General features: G+C 64.6%; 9 protein-coding genes. 5 read left to right on the top strand and 4 right to left on the bottom strand.

Features of this window, described 5'->3' with window-relative positions:
- The first annotated feature begins 37 nt into the window (after window positions 1–37).
- Window positions 38–2803, top strand: a complete 2766-nt coding sequence (locus IVB19_RS04295; protein WP_085350689.1) for a di-heme-cytochrome C peroxidase — start codon at window positions 38–40, stop codon at window positions 2801–2803.
- A 79-nt stretch (window positions 2804–2882) separates the two neighbouring features.
- On the opposite strand, the gene IVB19_RS04290 is transcribed toward IVB19_RS04295, so the two are convergent.
- Window positions 2883–3830: an alpha/beta fold hydrolase gene (locus IVB19_RS04290; RefSeq protein WP_018453339.1), complete on the bottom strand. Its 948-nt coding sequence runs from the start codon at window positions 3828–3830 to the stop codon at window positions 2883–2885.
- 219 nt (window positions 3831–4049) lie between these two features.
- Between IVB19_RS04290 and IVB19_RS04285 the strand changes: the two genes are divergently transcribed.
- Together IVB19_RS04285 and IVB19_RS04280 are read left to right on the top strand one after the other, a co-directional pair.
- Window positions 4050–4511, top strand: coding sequence for an Hsp20 family protein (locus IVB19_RS04285; RefSeq protein WP_026232515.1), 462 nt, complete (start codon window positions 4050–4052; stop codon window positions 4509–4511).
- Window positions 4512–4827: 316 nt separating this feature from the next.
- Window positions 4828–5598, top strand: coding sequence for an alpha/beta fold hydrolase (locus IVB19_RS04280; protein WP_247821044.1), 771 nt, complete (start codon window positions 4828–4830; stop codon window positions 5596–5598).
- A 241-nt stretch (window positions 5599–5839) separates the two neighbouring features.
- On the opposite strand, the gene IVB19_RS04275 is transcribed toward IVB19_RS04280, so the two are convergent.
- Entirely contained in the window at window positions 5840–6589 is a 750-nt protein-coding gene (locus tag IVB19_RS04275) for a hypothetical protein (RefSeq protein ID WP_018453336.1), read from the bottom strand.
- A 492-nt stretch (window positions 6590–7081) separates the two neighbouring features.
- Between IVB19_RS04275 and gltB the strand changes: the two genes are divergently transcribed.
- Both gltB and gltD read left to right on the top strand, forming a co-directional pair.
- Window positions 7082–11815: a glutamate synthase large subunit gene (gene gltB / locus IVB19_RS04270; RefSeq protein ID WP_026232514.1), complete on the top strand. Its 4734-nt coding sequence runs from the start codon at window positions 7082–7084 to the stop codon at window positions 11813–11815.
- Between the two features lie 148 nt (window positions 11816–11963).
- The gene (gltD, locus tag IVB19_RS04265) at window positions 11964–13415 is read left to right on the top strand and encodes a glutamate synthase subunit beta (protein ID WP_018453334.1); all 1452 of its coding nucleotides are present in this window, start codon (window positions 11964–11966) and stop codon (window positions 13413–13415) included.
- 161 nt (window positions 13416–13576) lie between these two features.
- On the opposite strand, the gene IVB19_RS04260 is transcribed toward gltD, so the two are convergent.
- The gene (locus tag IVB19_RS04260; RefSeq protein WP_018453333.1) at window positions 13577–13843 is read right to left on the bottom strand and encodes a hypothetical protein; all 267 of its coding nucleotides are present in this window, start codon (window positions 13841–13843) and stop codon (window positions 13577–13579) included.
- Between the two features lie 12 nt (window positions 13844–13855).
- On the bottom strand, window positions 13856–15625 hold the full coding sequence (locus IVB19_RS04255) for an outer membrane beta-barrel protein (RefSeq protein WP_247299314.1): 1770 nt from the start codon (window positions 15623–15625) through the stop codon (window positions 13856–13858).
- Between the last annotated feature and the right edge of the window lie 77 nt (window positions 15626–15702).

Raw genomic sequence — 15702 nt, 5'->3', positions numbered from 1 at the left:
CTGTATTTCACGATTCGCCGTTTTCAGGATTTGGGCCATGCATGACTCCGCTCCGAAGCCCTCCTTAGACCCTTCGATCCAGGTCTCCCCGAACAATCCCTGTCCATTCCTCCGCGGCCTCGTCGGCGAGGGGTTTGTTGACGGCAGAACCGTTCCGCTCGGCACGCTGTCGCAAACGATCGCGAATGCGAGCGGCGAGACCGGGCTGAAGAAGGTCTCGGCCCGCATCCAGGTCCGCGGCGTTGCGCTTATCGCCAACGGGCTCGGTCACATCCTGAAGAGCATATTTTCGGGCGCACAGCTCGACGCGTTGCGTGGCGGCCCTCTCGACAAGCGCGGTGCCGGCTCGCGCGTCCTCGGCGTCGACGGCAAGGTCGATGAGGACGAGCTTGCGCGGTTTGCGAGCTTCGGCCGGGACTACCGGGATCCGAACGGCGGCGGCTCTGAGCCCGGTCTCAACGCCTCGGAAATCGGCGTCTTCATGCGCGACAACCTCAAGCGCGCCGGCAGCGCCGCGCGCTGGTACTACCCCCTGCTGATGAAGTTCGAGTGGCCGATCCTCCTGAAGATCATGGGCAAGGGCGCGGGTGAGGACCGCTATCTCAGCGTGGCCGACGTGCGCACTCTGTTCAACGAGCGGCAATTCCCTGCTCGCATCAACCAGCGGCTGGTATCGCAGCCGGTGCTGTCCACCTGCCAGCGTGTGGTGCGGGGCGCCCTCAAGGTTGCGGCCCTGCTGCTCGCCCTCGGTCTCGCCTTGCTCGTTGCGGTCGCCGAATTTCCCGACCAGGTGCGCGCCATGCTGCCGCAAAAGGGAATTCTCGTGAATCTCCTGCCGCCACCCTTGCCCACGGTCCCGGAGACGAAGGCGGCCTTTTGGCTCGAACAGAATTGGTCGCTGAAGGACAGGCACTGGTTTCACCATGCCAGCCAGGGCACAGCGACCTTCCCGGTGCCCTATGAATGGTTCATGGCCCTGGAGCAGCCGCGCCTGCATCTGTTCTCGGCGCCGGGCATGATGACGGACGGCACCTATCTCGAGCGCTTCGGGTTCATCCCGAGCCCGCAGTCGATCCAGACTGACGCGACGTCACTGCGCCGCTTCGGCTATGCCAATGTCTACGAGACGACACAGGTGCCGGACTGGTCGACCAGGTGGACGCCGGCGGAGAACGTCGACGGCCTGCCGGTCGGCTTCGCACGGATGACCGGTGTCGTCGATCCCGCGACCGGCCGTCGCGAAGAGGACAAGATCGGGCTGACCTGCGCGGCCTGCCATACCGGCCAGATCCACTACCAGGGCGTGGACGTGCGTTTCGACGGCGGCCCGGCCATGACCGACCTGAAGAAGCTCGAGGTCTCCACCGGCCTGTCGATCGCCTACACGCTTTACGTGCCGTTCCGCTTCCAGCGCTTCGCCGATCGCGTGCTCGGCCCCGATGCCAGCAAGGCTGACCGCGCCGCGCTCAAGCAGAAGCTCAGCGCGATCGGCAACTTCCTGATCGACTGGGCGCAAACCCAGCAAAAGACGATTGAAGGCAAGAAGACCTGGAACGGCAGGCAGCAGCAGGACACCGAGGAAGGGTTCGGTCGCCTCGACGCTCTCAATCGCATCGGCAATCAAGTTTTTTCGCAGGATCTCGCGCTGAGCGGGATCAAGGGATTCGAGAAGAACCTGCACGCCCAGGACGCGCCGGTCAGCTATCCCCCGATCTGGACCGTGCCCTGGTTCAAGTTCGCCCAGTACGACGCCTCGATCGAGCAGCCGCTGATCCGCAACGCCGGCGAAGCCCTCGGCGTGACGGCGCTGCTCAACCTGTCCGACGCCTACCCGGAGGACAGGCTGTGGCGCTCCTCGGTTCATATCAACACGCTCGGCTGGATCGAGGACATGCTCAGGGGGCCAGACCCGTTCAAGACGGCAGATCCCTCCACCGGCCCGAAGTTCGGCGGCCTGCTGGCGCCGAAATGGCCCTCGCAGATCCTTGGCGACAATTGGAGGCTCGATCAAAAGAAGGTCGACAATGGCCGCAAGATCTACGCCGAGATGTGCTCCGGATGCCATCTGCCGGCGATCGACACCCCGGCTTTCTGGTCGTCGGGACATTGGGAGCCGAGCGGCGACAGCAAGGTGCTGAACGCGGTGACGATCCCCCTCGACGAGATCAAGACGGATCCCGAACAGTCGCTCGTGCTCAGCAACAGGATCGTCGATCTGCCCGGCTTCCTGAAGGTGAATACGGCCGACCTCCAGAAATGGTGGCAATGCGACGTCTCGACCGCAAGCTCGCCGACCGAGATGGTTTATGCGCTCGGGTTGATGACGGTGGTGGATCTCGTCGCCCGCAAATGGATGGACGACGAGAAGACTCCGGACGCCGAGCGGTCGAAATTGTGGAATCTCGCGCGCAAGAACTGCCTCAATCCGGTGGGGGGAGCACGCTATCGGGCACGGCCGCTGAACGGCGTCTGGGCCACGGCACCCTATCTGCACAACGGTTCGGTGCCCTCTCTCTACTGGTTGCTGAAGCCTGCAAGCGAGCGCCCGCAAAAATTCTGCATGGGCCGCCGCGACTATGATCCCGTGACCGTCGGCTTTGCGGTCACCGCCAACGAGAAGTGCAAGACGGGTGAAACCGAGTTCTCGGCCGGGTCGGACAAGGATCCGATCCAGGGCAACAGCGTGCTCGGCCATTCCTTCGAGCGCAAGCCGGGCGAGGAAAAACGTCCCGGTGTCATCGGCCGCGTGTTCAAGGACGACAACGAGCGCTACGATCTGATCGAGTATCTGAAGACGCTGTAGTGGGTGATGCTACTTCCTCGTCATGGCCGGGCTTGTCCCGGCATGCCGGCGTGTGGTCGCAGGGCAGCATCGCCTCCCCTCACTTGAACAGCGGCGTGCCTGGCACGAAGGCGTCGAAGGCTGCCCAGAATTGGGAACGGTAGCGGTCCTGCTCCTGGAGAATCTCGTGCTTGGCACCGGCGATCACGAGATGGGAGCCTGCGCGCAAATGATAGGCGAACTCCTCGATCGCCGCGATCGAGACCACGGTGTCGCTGGAGGCCGCCAGCATCAGGATCGGCTGACGGATCTCGGACGGGTAGTTTTTGCCCTTGAAGGTGTTCATCGCGCGGAAGGCGGTATCGGCCCAGGCGACCGTCGGTGACGCGAGCCCGAGGGTCGGATCCTCCTCCAGGATTGCGGCATTGCGCGCATAGCGCACGGGGTCGCTGGTCAGCGGATTGTTGATGAAGGGATTGAGCCCGGTGATCTGGTCGCTGCCGCCGGGGACATAACGGCCGCCCATCCCCAGCACGCGCATCGTCTTCAGCAGAGCCCGCGCCGGAAACGAGGTGGCGCGGCCGGGGAGGTCGATCATCGGCGCAGACAGCACCATGCGGTCGAACCAGCGCTTGCCCGCATGCGCCACCCGCAGCATCACGGTGCCGCCCATGGAGTGGGCGAGCGCGAAGAAGGGCGGCGGGCAATCCGGCAGCACCACCTGCTGCACGAAGGTCTCGACGTCGATCTCGAAATCAGCGAAGTCGCGGACATAGCCCTTGCGCGGATCGCGCAGGCGGCGCGAGGAGTGGCCCTGCCCGCGCCAGTCGATCATCGCCACCGCAAAACCGCGGTCGCGCAGGTCGCGCACGGTCTCGAAATACTTCTCGATCTGCTCGCTGCGTCCGGTGAAGACGCAGACCGTGCCCTTGCGGTTCGCCGGCGGTGCCCAGCGCGCAAAGCGCAGCTCGACGCCATCAGGGGTCTTGATGGTGCCGCTGACGACGTCTTCGGGAACGGGATTGGACGGTATCGAGACCAGCGTCATGATGGGGAGGGCTTGGGCACGAAGAGCTGCAAATCAGGGGCGGGAGCGCCGAAAAGGCTGAGTATCCGCCCTCTTGAACGCCGTTCCCCTGAACCCATATCACCTTGGTGCAGGCCGCTACCAGTGTTTCGGAACCGGAACATCAGGCTGCACACAGACGAAAGCCCGGCCCGATTGGCGGGCGGGTTACTCAACAGTCGCTCAATGGAGGACTTGACCATGCGTACCTACGACCTGACCCCCTTCTACCGTTCCACCGTCGGCTTCGACCGTCTCTTCAACCTGCTCGACCAGGCCGGTTCGGACGGCAGCCCCGGTTATCCCCCCTACAATATCGAGCGTACCGGTGAGAACGACTACCGCATCACCGTTGCGGTTTCGGGCTTTGCCAAGGATGAGCTCTCCATCGTCGCGAAGGAAAACACGTTGACGATTAAGGGCGAGAAAGTCGCCAACGAGAACTCGAAGGCCGAAGTGCTGTACCGTGGCATCGCCGCGCGTGCCTTCGAGCGCGCCTTCCAGCTTGCCGACTTCGTGCAGGTGAAGAACGCCTCGCTCGAGAACGGGCTGCTTCACGTCGACCTCGTCCGTGAGATTCCCGAAGCGAAGAAGCCCCGCCACATCGCGATCAACACCGGTGCGCAAGGCGCACAGGTGATCGAGAACTCGGTAGCCGCGTAAATCACGTCGGCCGCTTCCAGGTTGCGAAAACGCCCCGGTGCCCCGGGGCGTTTTTTTGTTGGGCTCTCCTCGTCCCGGCGAGAGCCGGGGAATCCTGCCGCGAGATCGATCAATCGTGCACGGAAGAAATACCGAACGACGGATCTGCCATACCTTACCAGAGAGGATGGTCTCGGTCGTCGCCGGGACGTCACCGATTGCTGAACGGCCGTGCTGGACTGTTGCGCCGCATCACAGAGCGGTGAAATGGCGTAACACCGCCGCCCCGCGCATCGTCTTTTGGATATCGAACCCAAAAACAAGACGGAGAACAATCATGACTTTCTGGCGCAGCCTTTTCGTCGCCGCGAGCCTGCTGGCGGCCCCTCTCAGCCTCGCTCACGCGCAGACGCCGCAGACCGTAAAGGCCAAGAACGTTGTGCTGGTGCACGGCGCCTGGGCCGACGGCTCAAGCTGGTCGGAAGTGATCCCGATCCTCCAGGCCGCAGGGCTCAACGTAACTGCCGTGCAAAATCCGTTGTCGTCGCTTGCGGATTCCGTCGAGGCGACCAAGCGCGTGCTGGCCGAACAGGATGGTCCGACCGTGCTGGTCGCGCATTCCTGGGGCGGCACCGTGATCAGCCAGGTCGGCACCGACCCGAAGGTCACCGGCCTCGTCTATGTCGCCGCCCGTGCGCCCGATGCCAACGAGGATTTTGTCGCGCTGTCGAAGCAGTTTCCGGCGGGACCGGCACGCGCCGGCGTCGTCGAGCGCGACGGCTACACCAAGCTGTCAGAAGACGCCTTCCTGAAGTACTTCGCCAATGGCGTTAAGCCGGAGCAGGCCAAGGAGCTCTACGCCGTGCAATGGCCGACGGCCGCCTCGATCTTCGCCGGTCGCACCACGGAGGCGGCATGGCATTCCAAGCCGAGCTGGTACGCGGTGTCGAAGAACGACTACACCATCAATCCCGATCTCGAACGCTTCCTCGCCAAGCGCATGAACGCAACCACGATCGAGCTCGACGCCGGCCATCTGTCGCTGATGTCGCATCCGAAGGAGGTGGCGAATTTGATCCTGGAAGCGGCGGGGTATGGCCGGAGCTGAGCCGCGCTCGTCATGGTTCAGAAGGCGCCTGAGTGCTGAGACGCCTTCTGTTTGCGCTAACTCTCTCCCCAACCTCGTCCTGGCGAAGGCCAGGACCCATCACCACAGGGAGGAGTTTGGCGAAGATTCGGAGTTCGGTACTCCCGCGTCACTCATATGATGCACCTCGCGGTATGGGTCCTGGCCTTCGCCAGGACGACACCGTTGGGGTGATGCGGGCCATCGCCTCAAACGCCCGCGCTTAGTCCAGCCCCTGTGCCGCCGGCATCTCCTGCGTAGGCAGGATAGTCGCGGCAGGCTTGACCTGACCTACGGTTGGCGCGGCGGCTTGCGGTGCGACCTCAGCGGGCTTGGACGGCACGGCGGCCGCGGTCTGCGTCACAGGTTGTGCCTGCGGCACCTGGGCCTGCGGCGTCGCAGGCTCGGCCGGCTTGGCGGGGACGCCCGGGGCCTCGCGCGGCGGAGCCGCCTTGGGCAGCGGCACGGAACGGCTGGCGACATGCGGGATCGGGGCCGGAGGGCGGGGCGGACCACTGCGGACCATGGTCGGCGGCGGCAGCGCGCTTTGCGGGCGGTAAGGTGCAACCGCAGGCTGCTCGTAGCCGGGTGCCATGCCGTAGGCGTCGGCAGCCGGCATGAAGCGCAAAATCCTTCCGTCGCGGGCATCGATCACGAGCCGGCCGTCCTCCCCCCGGCGGTCAATCACCGCGATGGTGTAGACGCCGCCGCGCAGGCGCGGGATGCCCAGTGGAGAGAAGCCGTTCTCGCGCAGCACCGCGTAGACCTCGGTCGATGGCAGCAGCACCGGGGCCGGCCCGCGTTCTTCGTAGCCATAGCCGTAGCGCGGCGGCGGCGCGGCCTCCGACGGCGCATAGGGGGCGTCGAAATCCGAGACCGCGATCATCGCCCCTCGCGCTGGAACCTGCGCTTGAGCCGCGGTCGCGGCCAGCGCCAGCGTGGCGGCGGCCACACATCCTGTGAAAAACTTCATGGTCGAGACGCTCCTGTCAGGCCCCCGGATGGATCGCGCTCTTTTGCTTCTTGCGGCGTGGCGGGTCTTCCAAAGGGTTGATCCGAAGCTTCATTGGGGATTCCGGCGTCGGCAGGGCCGGATCAGGGCGCGTTTGCTTCAAAACCGGGGCCGCGCAACTTTTGGAAAGCGATTGATTGACATATGGGGAATCGGGACTTGCGCGCGCTTGTGTGATAGACAAAAATTTGGCAAGGTGATGGTTAGGACAGGAAGACTGTCTCAATTTTGCTTGCGGTTCCGGCATAGGGATTGCAACGAAAGTCGGTGCTTTCGAGCGCCAAGAAGGCAACAGGCAAAGCCGTTCTCGGGGACGAAGAACGCCTTGGCCTGAATTTAAGAAAATGCGGCTCGCGAGCGGACGAGCGGTGACCCAGAAGCGGGTGCCGCGGGACGCCCAAGGTGCGCCGAAGATGGCGGTGAGGCAGCTTGCCGCATGGAGAGGACGAGAACATGAACGGGTCGCAAGTCGAGCGCGGAAACATCGTGGCAGAACAACTGTCGGCGACGGTCGCCTCGAAAACGACCGATCCGATTCAGGAACACAATTCACGGCCGCCGGCCGTAGGCCTGTACGATCCGAGCCTGGAAAAAGATTCCTGCGGCGTCGGCTTCATCGCCAACATCAAGGGCCAGAAGTCGCACGAGATCGTCGCGGACGCGCTCAGCATCCTCTGTAACCTCGAGCACCGCGGCGCCGTCGGCGCCGACCCGCGCGCCGGTGACGGCGCCGGCATTCTGGTGCAGATCCCGCATGCTTTCTTCAGCCGCAAGGCGAAGGAGCTCGGCTTCGTGCTGCCCAATCCGGGCGAATACGCCATCGGCGCGTTGTTCATGCCGCGCGACACTGCCTGGCGCAACGTCATCAAGAGCATCATCGCCGACCAGATCAAGGAAGAGGGCCTGACGCTGCTCGGCTGGCGCGACGTGCCAACCGACAATTCCTCGCTCGGCGTCACCGTAAAGCCGACCGAGCCCGCCTGCATGCAGGTGTTCATTGGCCGCAACGGCACCGCCAAGACCGAGGACGATTTCGAGCGCCGGCTTTACATCCTGCGCAAGTCGATCTCGCAAGCGATCTATCAGCGCCGCGACCGCGGCCTCGCCGGCTACTATCCGTGCTCGATGTCCTGCCGCACCGTGATCTACAAGGGCATGTTCCTCGCCGACCAGCTCGGCAAGTACTATCCCGATTTGCACGAGAAGGATTTCGAGAGCGCGCTGGCGCTCGTGCACCAGCGTTTCTCGACCAACACCTTCCCGGCGTGGTCGCTGGCGCATCCCTACCGCATGATCGCGCATAATGGCGAGATCAACACGCTGCGCGGCAACGTCAACTGGATGGCGGCGCGCCAGGCCTCGGTGAGCTCCGAGCTGTACGGCAAGGACATCAACCGGCTCTGGCCGATCTCCTACGAAGGCCAGTCGGACACCGCCTGCTTCGACAACGCACTCGAATTCCTGGTGCAGGGCGGCTACTCGCTGCCGCACGCCGTCATGATGATGATTCCGGAGGCGTGGGCCGGCAATCCCTTGATGGATGAGAAGCGCCGCGCCTTCTACGAATATCATGCAGCCCTGATGGAGCCGTGGGACGGCCCCGCCGCGATCGCCTTCACCGACGGCCGCCAGATCGGTGCCACGCTGGACCGCAACGGCCTTCGGCCGGCGCGCTATCTCGTCACCAAGGACGACCGCATCGTGATGGCGTCCGAGATGGGCGTGCTGACGATTCCCGAGGACCAGATCATCACCAAGTGGCGCTTGCAGCCCGGCAAGATGCTGCTGGTCGACCTCGAGCAGGGCCGCCTCATCCCCGACGACGAGATCAAGGCCGAGCTCGCAAGGAGCCATCCCTACACGGAGTGGCTGGAGCGGACCCAGATCGTGCTGGAAGAGCTGCCGAAGGTGCCGACCACCGGCGTGCGCTCCAACCTGTCGCTGCTCGATCGCCAGCAGGCGTTCGGCTACAGCCAGGAAGACATCACCATCCTGATGACGCCGATGGCCTCCACCGGCGAGGAAGCCGCAGGCTCGATGGGCAACGACACGCCGATCTCGGCGCTGTCGGCCAAGGCCAAGCCGCTGTTCACCTACTTCAAGCAGAACTTTGCGCAGGTCACCAATCCGCCGATCGATCCGATCCGCGAGGAGCTGGTGATGAGCCTCGTCTCCATCATCGGACCGCGGCCGAACCTGTTCGACCTGCAAGGCCTAGCCACTACCAAGCGCCTCGAAGCGCGCCAGCCGATCCTGACCGACGCGGACCTCGAAAAGATCCGCTCAATCTCCGAGGTCGCCGAGTCGCACTTCAAGTCGCGCACGCTGGACACCACCTTCCACGCCGGCCTCGGCGCGGCCGGCATGGACCAGGTGCTGGACGAGCTCTGCGCGCGCGCCGAGAGCGCGGTGCGCGAGGGCGTCAACATCATCATCCTGTCCGACCGCATGGTCGGCACCGACCGGGTTCCGATCCCGTCGCTGCTGGCCTGCGCCGCCGTGCATCATCATCTGATCCGCACCGGATTGCGCACTTCGGTCGGCCTCGTCGTCGAATCCGGCGAGCCGCGCGAAGTGCATCACTTCGCCTGTCTCGCCGGCTACGGCGCGGAAGCGATCAATCCGTATCTGGCGTTCGAGACCATCATCGCGATGAAGGACCGCCTGCCCGGCTCGCTCGACGACTACGAGATCGTCAAGCGCTACATCAAGTCGATCGGCAAGGGCCTGCTCAAGGTGATGTCCAAGATGGGCATCTCGACCTACCAGTCCTATTGCGGCGCGCAGATCTTTGACGCCATTGGCCTGAAGGCGGAATTCGTCGGAAAATTCTTCGCGGGCACGCACACCCGCGTCGAGGGCGTCGGTCTTGGCGAGATCGCCGAAGAGGCGGTGCGCCGTCATGCCGACGCGTTCGGCGACGCGCTCGTGTACAAGACCTCGCTCGATGTCGGCGGCGAATATGCCTATCGCAGCCGCGGCGAGGACCATGCATGGACCGCCGAGTCGGTGGGGCTGCTCCAGCACGCCGCGCGCGGCAATTCGCTGGAACGCTACCGCGCCTTCGCGAAGATCCTCAACGAGCAGTCGGAGCGTCTCCTGACGCTGCGCGGCCTGTTCCGGATCAAGAATGCGGACGAAGAGAAGCGCAAGCCGGTACCGCTCGACCAGGTCGAGCCGGCCAAGGACATCGTCAAGCGTTTCGCCACCGGCGCGATGAGCTTCGGCTCGATCTCGCGCGAGGCGCACACCACGCTCGCGATCGCCATGAACCGGATCGGCGGCAAGTCGAACACCGGCGAAGGCGGCGAGGAAGCCGACCGCTTCAAGCCGATGCCGAACGGTGACAGCATGCGCTCGGCAATCAAGCAGGTCGCCTCGGGCCGCTTCGGCGTCACCACGGAGTATCTCGTCAACTCCGACATGATGCAGATCAAGATGGCGCAGGGTGCAAAACCCGGCGAAGGCGGCCAGTTGCCCGGCCACAAGGTCGATGCCACCATCGCAAAGGTCCGGCATTCGACGCCGGGCGTCGGCCTGATCTCGCCGCCACCGCACCACGACATCTACTCGATCGAGGATCTGGCGCAGCTCATCTACGACCTCAAGAACGTCAACCCGGACGGCGCGGTCTCGGTCAAGCTCGTCTCGGAGATCGGCGTCGGAACCGTAGCCGCGGGCGTCGCCAAGGCGCGCGCCGACCATGTCACCATCGCGGGCTTCGAGGGCGGCACCGGCGCTTCGCCGCTGACCTCGATCAAGCACGCCGGCTCGCCGTGGGAGATCGGCCTCGCCGAAACCCACCAGACGCTGGTGCGCGAGCGGCTGCGCAGCCGCATCGTGGTCCAGGTCGACGGCGGTTTCCGCACCGGCCGCGACGTCGTGATCGGCGCGCTGCTCGGCGCCGACGAGTTCGGCTTCGCCACCGCGCCCCTGATCGCGGCCGGCTGCATCATGATGCGCAAGTGCCATCTCAACACCTGCCCGGTCGGCGTCGCGACCCAGGACCCCGTCCTGCGCAAGCGCTTCACCGGCCAGCCCGAGCATGTGATCAACTACTTCTTCTTCGTCGCCGAGGAGGTCCGCGAGATCATGGCCTCGCTCGGCTTCCGCAGCTTCAACGAGATGATCGGCCAGGTGCAGCTGCTCGACCAGACCAAGCTGGTCGCGCACTGGAAGGCCAAGGGGCTCGATTTCTCCAAGCTCTTCGTCAAGCAGAAGGAAGAGAAGGGCCAGAAGATCTATCACTCCGAGCGCCAGAACCATCATCTGGAAGCGGTGCTCGACCGCACGCTGATCGAGCAGGCGACGCCTGCGCTCGACCGCGGTGCGCCGGTGAAGATCGAGGCCAAGATCAACAGCACCAACCGCTCCGCGGGCGCGATGCTGTCGGGTGCGGTCGCCAAGATCTACGGCCATGCCGGCCTGCCGCATGAGACCATCCATGTCAGCCTCAAGGGCACCGCCGGCCAGGCCTTCGGCGCCTGGCTGGCGCAAGGCGTCACCTTCGAGCTCGAAGGCGAAGCCAACGACTATGTCGGCAAGGGCCTCTCGGGCGGCAAGATCATCGTCAAGCCGCCGGCCAACAGCGGCATCGTGCCGGAAGAGAGCATCATCGTCGGCAACACCGTGATGTACGGCGCCATTCAAGGCGAGTGCTACTTCCGAGGCATCGCCGGCGAGCGTTTTGCCGTGCGCAATTCCGGCGCCGTGGCGGTGGTCGAGGGCGCCGGCGACCATTGCTGCGAATACATGACCGGCGGCATCGTGGTCGTGCTCGGCAAGACCGGACGCAACTTCGCGGCCGGCATGTCCGGCGGCATCGCCTATGTGCTGGACGAGACCGGCGACTTCGACAGGCTGTGCAACATGGCGATGGTCGAGCTCGAGCCGGTGCTGTCGGAAGAGCTGATCAACGCCGGCACCTATCACCACTCCGGTGACCTCGAAGCGCACGGCCGGGTCGACGTGTTCAAGGACCTGCTCGCCTCCGACGTCGAGCGGCTGCACGTCCTGATCACGCGCCATGCGAAGGCGACAGGCTCCAGGCGCGCCGCCGACATCCTGGCCAACTGGAAGGACTGGCTGCCAAAATTCCGCAAGGTGATGCCGGTCGAATACCGGCGCGCGCTGCGCGAGATGGCCGCCAACGCGGACGCCGAGCCGAAAATCGCGATCGGGGCGTAAGAAATATCAGCGCCCGTCATTGCGAGCGTAGCGAAGCAATCCAGACTTTCTCCTCGGATGCAGACTGGATTGCTTCGAAGCTCACGCTCCTCGCAATGACGACGAGAGAGAAACACAACGAATTTAAGCGGCAGGGACTTCGGGTTTAATGGGCAAGATCACGGGTTTTCTCGAAATCGAACGGCATGACCGCAAGTACACCCCGGTCGCCGAGCGCGTGAAGCATTTCCACGAGTTCGTCGTTCCCCTCTCCGAGAAGGAAACGCGCGACCAGGCCGCGCGCTGCATGAATTGCGGCATTCCCTATTGCCACGGCACCGGCTCGGTCTCGCCCGGCACGCCCGGCTGCCCGGTCAACAACCAGATCCCGGACTGGAACGACCTCGTCTATCAGGGCAACTGGGAAGAAGCCTCGCGCAATCTGCACTCGACCAACAATTTCCCGGAGTTCACGGGGCGCATCTGCCCGGCGCCGTGTGAGGCGTCCTGCACGCTCAACATCGACGACAACCCCGTCACCATCAAGACCATCGAATGCGCGATCGTCGATCGCGCCTGGGACAATGGCTGGCTGAAGCCCGAAATCGCCGCCCATAAGACCGGCAAGAAGGTCGCGGTGATCGGCTCCGGTCCGGCCGGCATGGCCTGCGCGCAGCAGCTCGCGCGCGCCGGCCACGACGTGCATCTGTTCGAGAAGTTCGCCAAGGCCGGCGGCCTGCTGCGCTACGGCATCCCCGACTTCAAGATGGAGAAGGGCATCATCGACCGCCGCGTCGCGCAGATGGAAGGCGAAGGCGTCACCTTCCATTACAACAGCCATGTCGGCGCCGACGGCAATGTCGACCCACGCGAGATGCTCAACGAGTACGATGCCGTGGCGCTGACCGGCGGCGCCGAAGCCCCGCGCGACCTCCCGATTCCCGGCCGCGACCTTGCCGGCATCCACTATGCCATGGACTTTCTGCCGCAACAGAACCGCCGCGTGTCGGAGGAACCGTTGAACGGCGTCCAGGAGATTTTGGCCGGTGGCAAGCATGTCGTCGTCATCGGCGGCGGCGACACCGGATCCGATTGCATCGGCACCTCGCTGCGCCAGGGCGCGCTCTCCGTGACCCAGCTCGAGATCATGCCCGCCCCGCCGGAGCACGAGAACAAGGGCCTCACCTGGCCGAACTGGCCGCTGAAGATGCGGACGTCCTCCAGCCAGGCCGAAGGCGCGATCCGCGAATTCGCCGTGCTGACGCAGAAGTTCACCGGCGAGAACGGCAAGGTCAAGAAGCTGCACTGCGTGCGCGTCGACGACAAGTTCAAGCCGATCGCCGGCACCGAGTTCGAACTCGACGCCGACCTCGTCCTGCTCGCGATGGGCTTCGTCCATCCCGTGCACGAGGGCCTGCTCAAGATGCTCTCGGTCGAGCTCGACCCCCGCGGCAACGTCAAGGCCAACACGCTGGACTATCAGACCTCACGCCCCAACGTGTTCACCGCCGGCGACATGCGCCGCGGCCAGTCGCTGGTGGTCTGGGCCATCCGCGAGGGCCGGCTGTGTGCCCGGTCGATCGATACGTTCCTGATGGGGAAGACGGATCTGCCGCGGTAGTTGCTTGGCTCGCTGTCAGATTTACAAACGGTGTCATCGCCCGCGAAAGCGGGCGATCCAGTATTCCGAAACAGTTGTGATTTACCGAGAAGCCGCGGCGTACTGGATGCCCCGCCTTCGCGGGGCATGACGGCGGAGTAGATGGCGAGAGCGACGGGGCCTTAGCCCAAGACGTGCGGAAAGTGCTGTGCGTCCCACTCGTCAAGCCGGAACAGCACCTTACCGTATTCGAGAAGCTTGTCGTTCGGCCGATAGGGACGCGCCGAAACTTCGACGTCCGAGGCTACTTCACTGGGCATCAGGTGAAAGTGGTCGTTGGTCTCGCTCAGGGCGAGCAGTTCCTTGACGAGAAGGTCTCGGCCTTCGGGATTGAGCCATAGCTCGAATACTCCAGCCGAGTTGATGTCCAAAGTAATCCGAGCCGCCACGGGGCCTCCCCTCTAATTCTGCAACCTCACCCCGACCATCACCACCGTCGCCTGCGAGCTTGACCCCGGCTGGTTCGAATCCAGGATGTCGTGGCGGAGCGTGCCCTTGATCCAGATGTTGCGGTTGAGCTTGTAGATCAGATTGCTTTCGAACGAGTAGGTCTTGTCGTTACGATTCTGGCCCTGATAGTCGTAGGTGCCGTAGGTGAATTTGCCCACTGCCGTAAGCCAGCGGCGGAAATCGTGATCGACTTCGACCCCGTAGGTGTGCACCAGCACGCCGGAGGAGCCGGGGACGGTGGTCTCGGCGATCTGGGTGTCGGTGGCGAATTTCACCGTGGTGAGGCCGCTTGCACTCCAGATCAGCGAGCCCGAGGTCAGGAAGCCCGCGAGCTGGCTCAGGCGCGGGTCGACATAGTTGCGCGCGGAATAGCCGACCGAGACCTCGCCGATGAGGATCCGCGAGAACTCGAAGGACGTGCCGACCTTGGCGTAGCCGCCGTTCGAATCGCGGAAATAGCCGTTGCGGTCGGCGGCCAGGTCATGGACGCGGGTGTCGCCCTGGATCTCGACGAATGGCTTCAGCCCCGGCTTGAGATCGTAGGAGAAGCGTCCGACGCCGCCATACTGGTTGAAGTCGCGATCGTCGTTGCTGAAGGTCGAGCCGTCGGTCAGTTTTGAGTTGGTGTAGGCGGTGCGATCGACAGTGGCGCCGGCCGCGATCTGGAAGCGGTTGAAGCTCTGGTCGAAGCCGACGGTCGTGCCATAGGCGGCATAAACAGGATATTTTTGCAGGCCGGCCTGCACGTTCGGGCTGCCGGGATTGTCGGTGGCGAGCCGCAGGCGCAGCTGCGTGGTCAGCTTGAGATCGCGATTGACGTCGAGGCGGCCGTCGACATGGCCGTTGAAGTCGGGGCGGTCGACCTCGACCGGCGAAGGCGAGGCAAAGCCGTCGATCGTCGCCGGCATGTTGTTGGTGTAGCCCGAGAACGAGCCGCGCAGATCCGCGACCAGCGCGTGGCGCTCCCAATCGGACGCCACGAGGAGATCGGGTGCAACCACATAGGCCGGCGAGCCGACCGGCTTGTTCAGACGCGCCGGATTGGTGTCGTAACCGGTGGAGAGCTCGAGCCCGCCCTTGATCAGGAAACTGCCGGCATAGTCGCCGACCGCGCCGAACGCATCGTCATCGGCCTTGAGGCGGCGGCGTAGCGGCTGGCCGGGCACGGTGCCCGCCATCGCCGCCGGCACGGGCGCCTTGTTGGCGGAGGCGGACGGGGGCGGCGCGATCTTCGGCGAACCGAGCGTGGATGGCGGCGGCGTAGTGGTCGGCGCCCGCGAGCCGGGACCAGCAGGGCGCTTCGGCTTGGGCTGACCCGGATAGAACTTCGGCTGCTGCCGCTTGCGGTTCAGCGAGTCGTAGCCGGAGCTGCTCGCACCGTTGGCGGCCGGCAGGCCATAGGTCGGGACCTGGCTGGTCGCGTTTTGGTTCGTCGGGTTCTGCCATGGGCGCGCCGGCGTCTGCTGGCGCTTGCGAAAGTCGGAGTTGGGATCGGGCAGCGCCGGCAGCGCATCCGACGGTGCCTGCGGAACGCCCGCGGTGCGGCGCGTCGGCAGCGTGTCGGGCGAAGCGAAGCCACCGCGGTTGGGACTGAACAGGTCGGGGGTGAGGCTCTGGGCGGCCACGGGGGCGCTTCCGAGGACCGTCAGCGCAAAGCACGGCAAAGCCGCGCGCAGGAAATGCGCGCGTTTGCTCCGGCTCGTGCCTGGAGACGACCCCACGATGGAAGAACTCCAACGAAATCAAACACTTTCGCGATTGTCCCCACCGATCGGCGGGAACTATCGTTAATGGAGTT

It is taken from the genome of Bradyrhizobium sp. 187, from assembly GCF_023101005.1.
Classification (GTDB): domain Bacteria; phylum Pseudomonadota; class Alphaproteobacteria; order Rhizobiales; family Xanthobacteraceae; genus Bradyrhizobium; species Bradyrhizobium canariense_D.
Note: the sequence above shows the minus strand (reverse complement) of the source record. Positions and strands in the feature narration are given on the sequence as shown.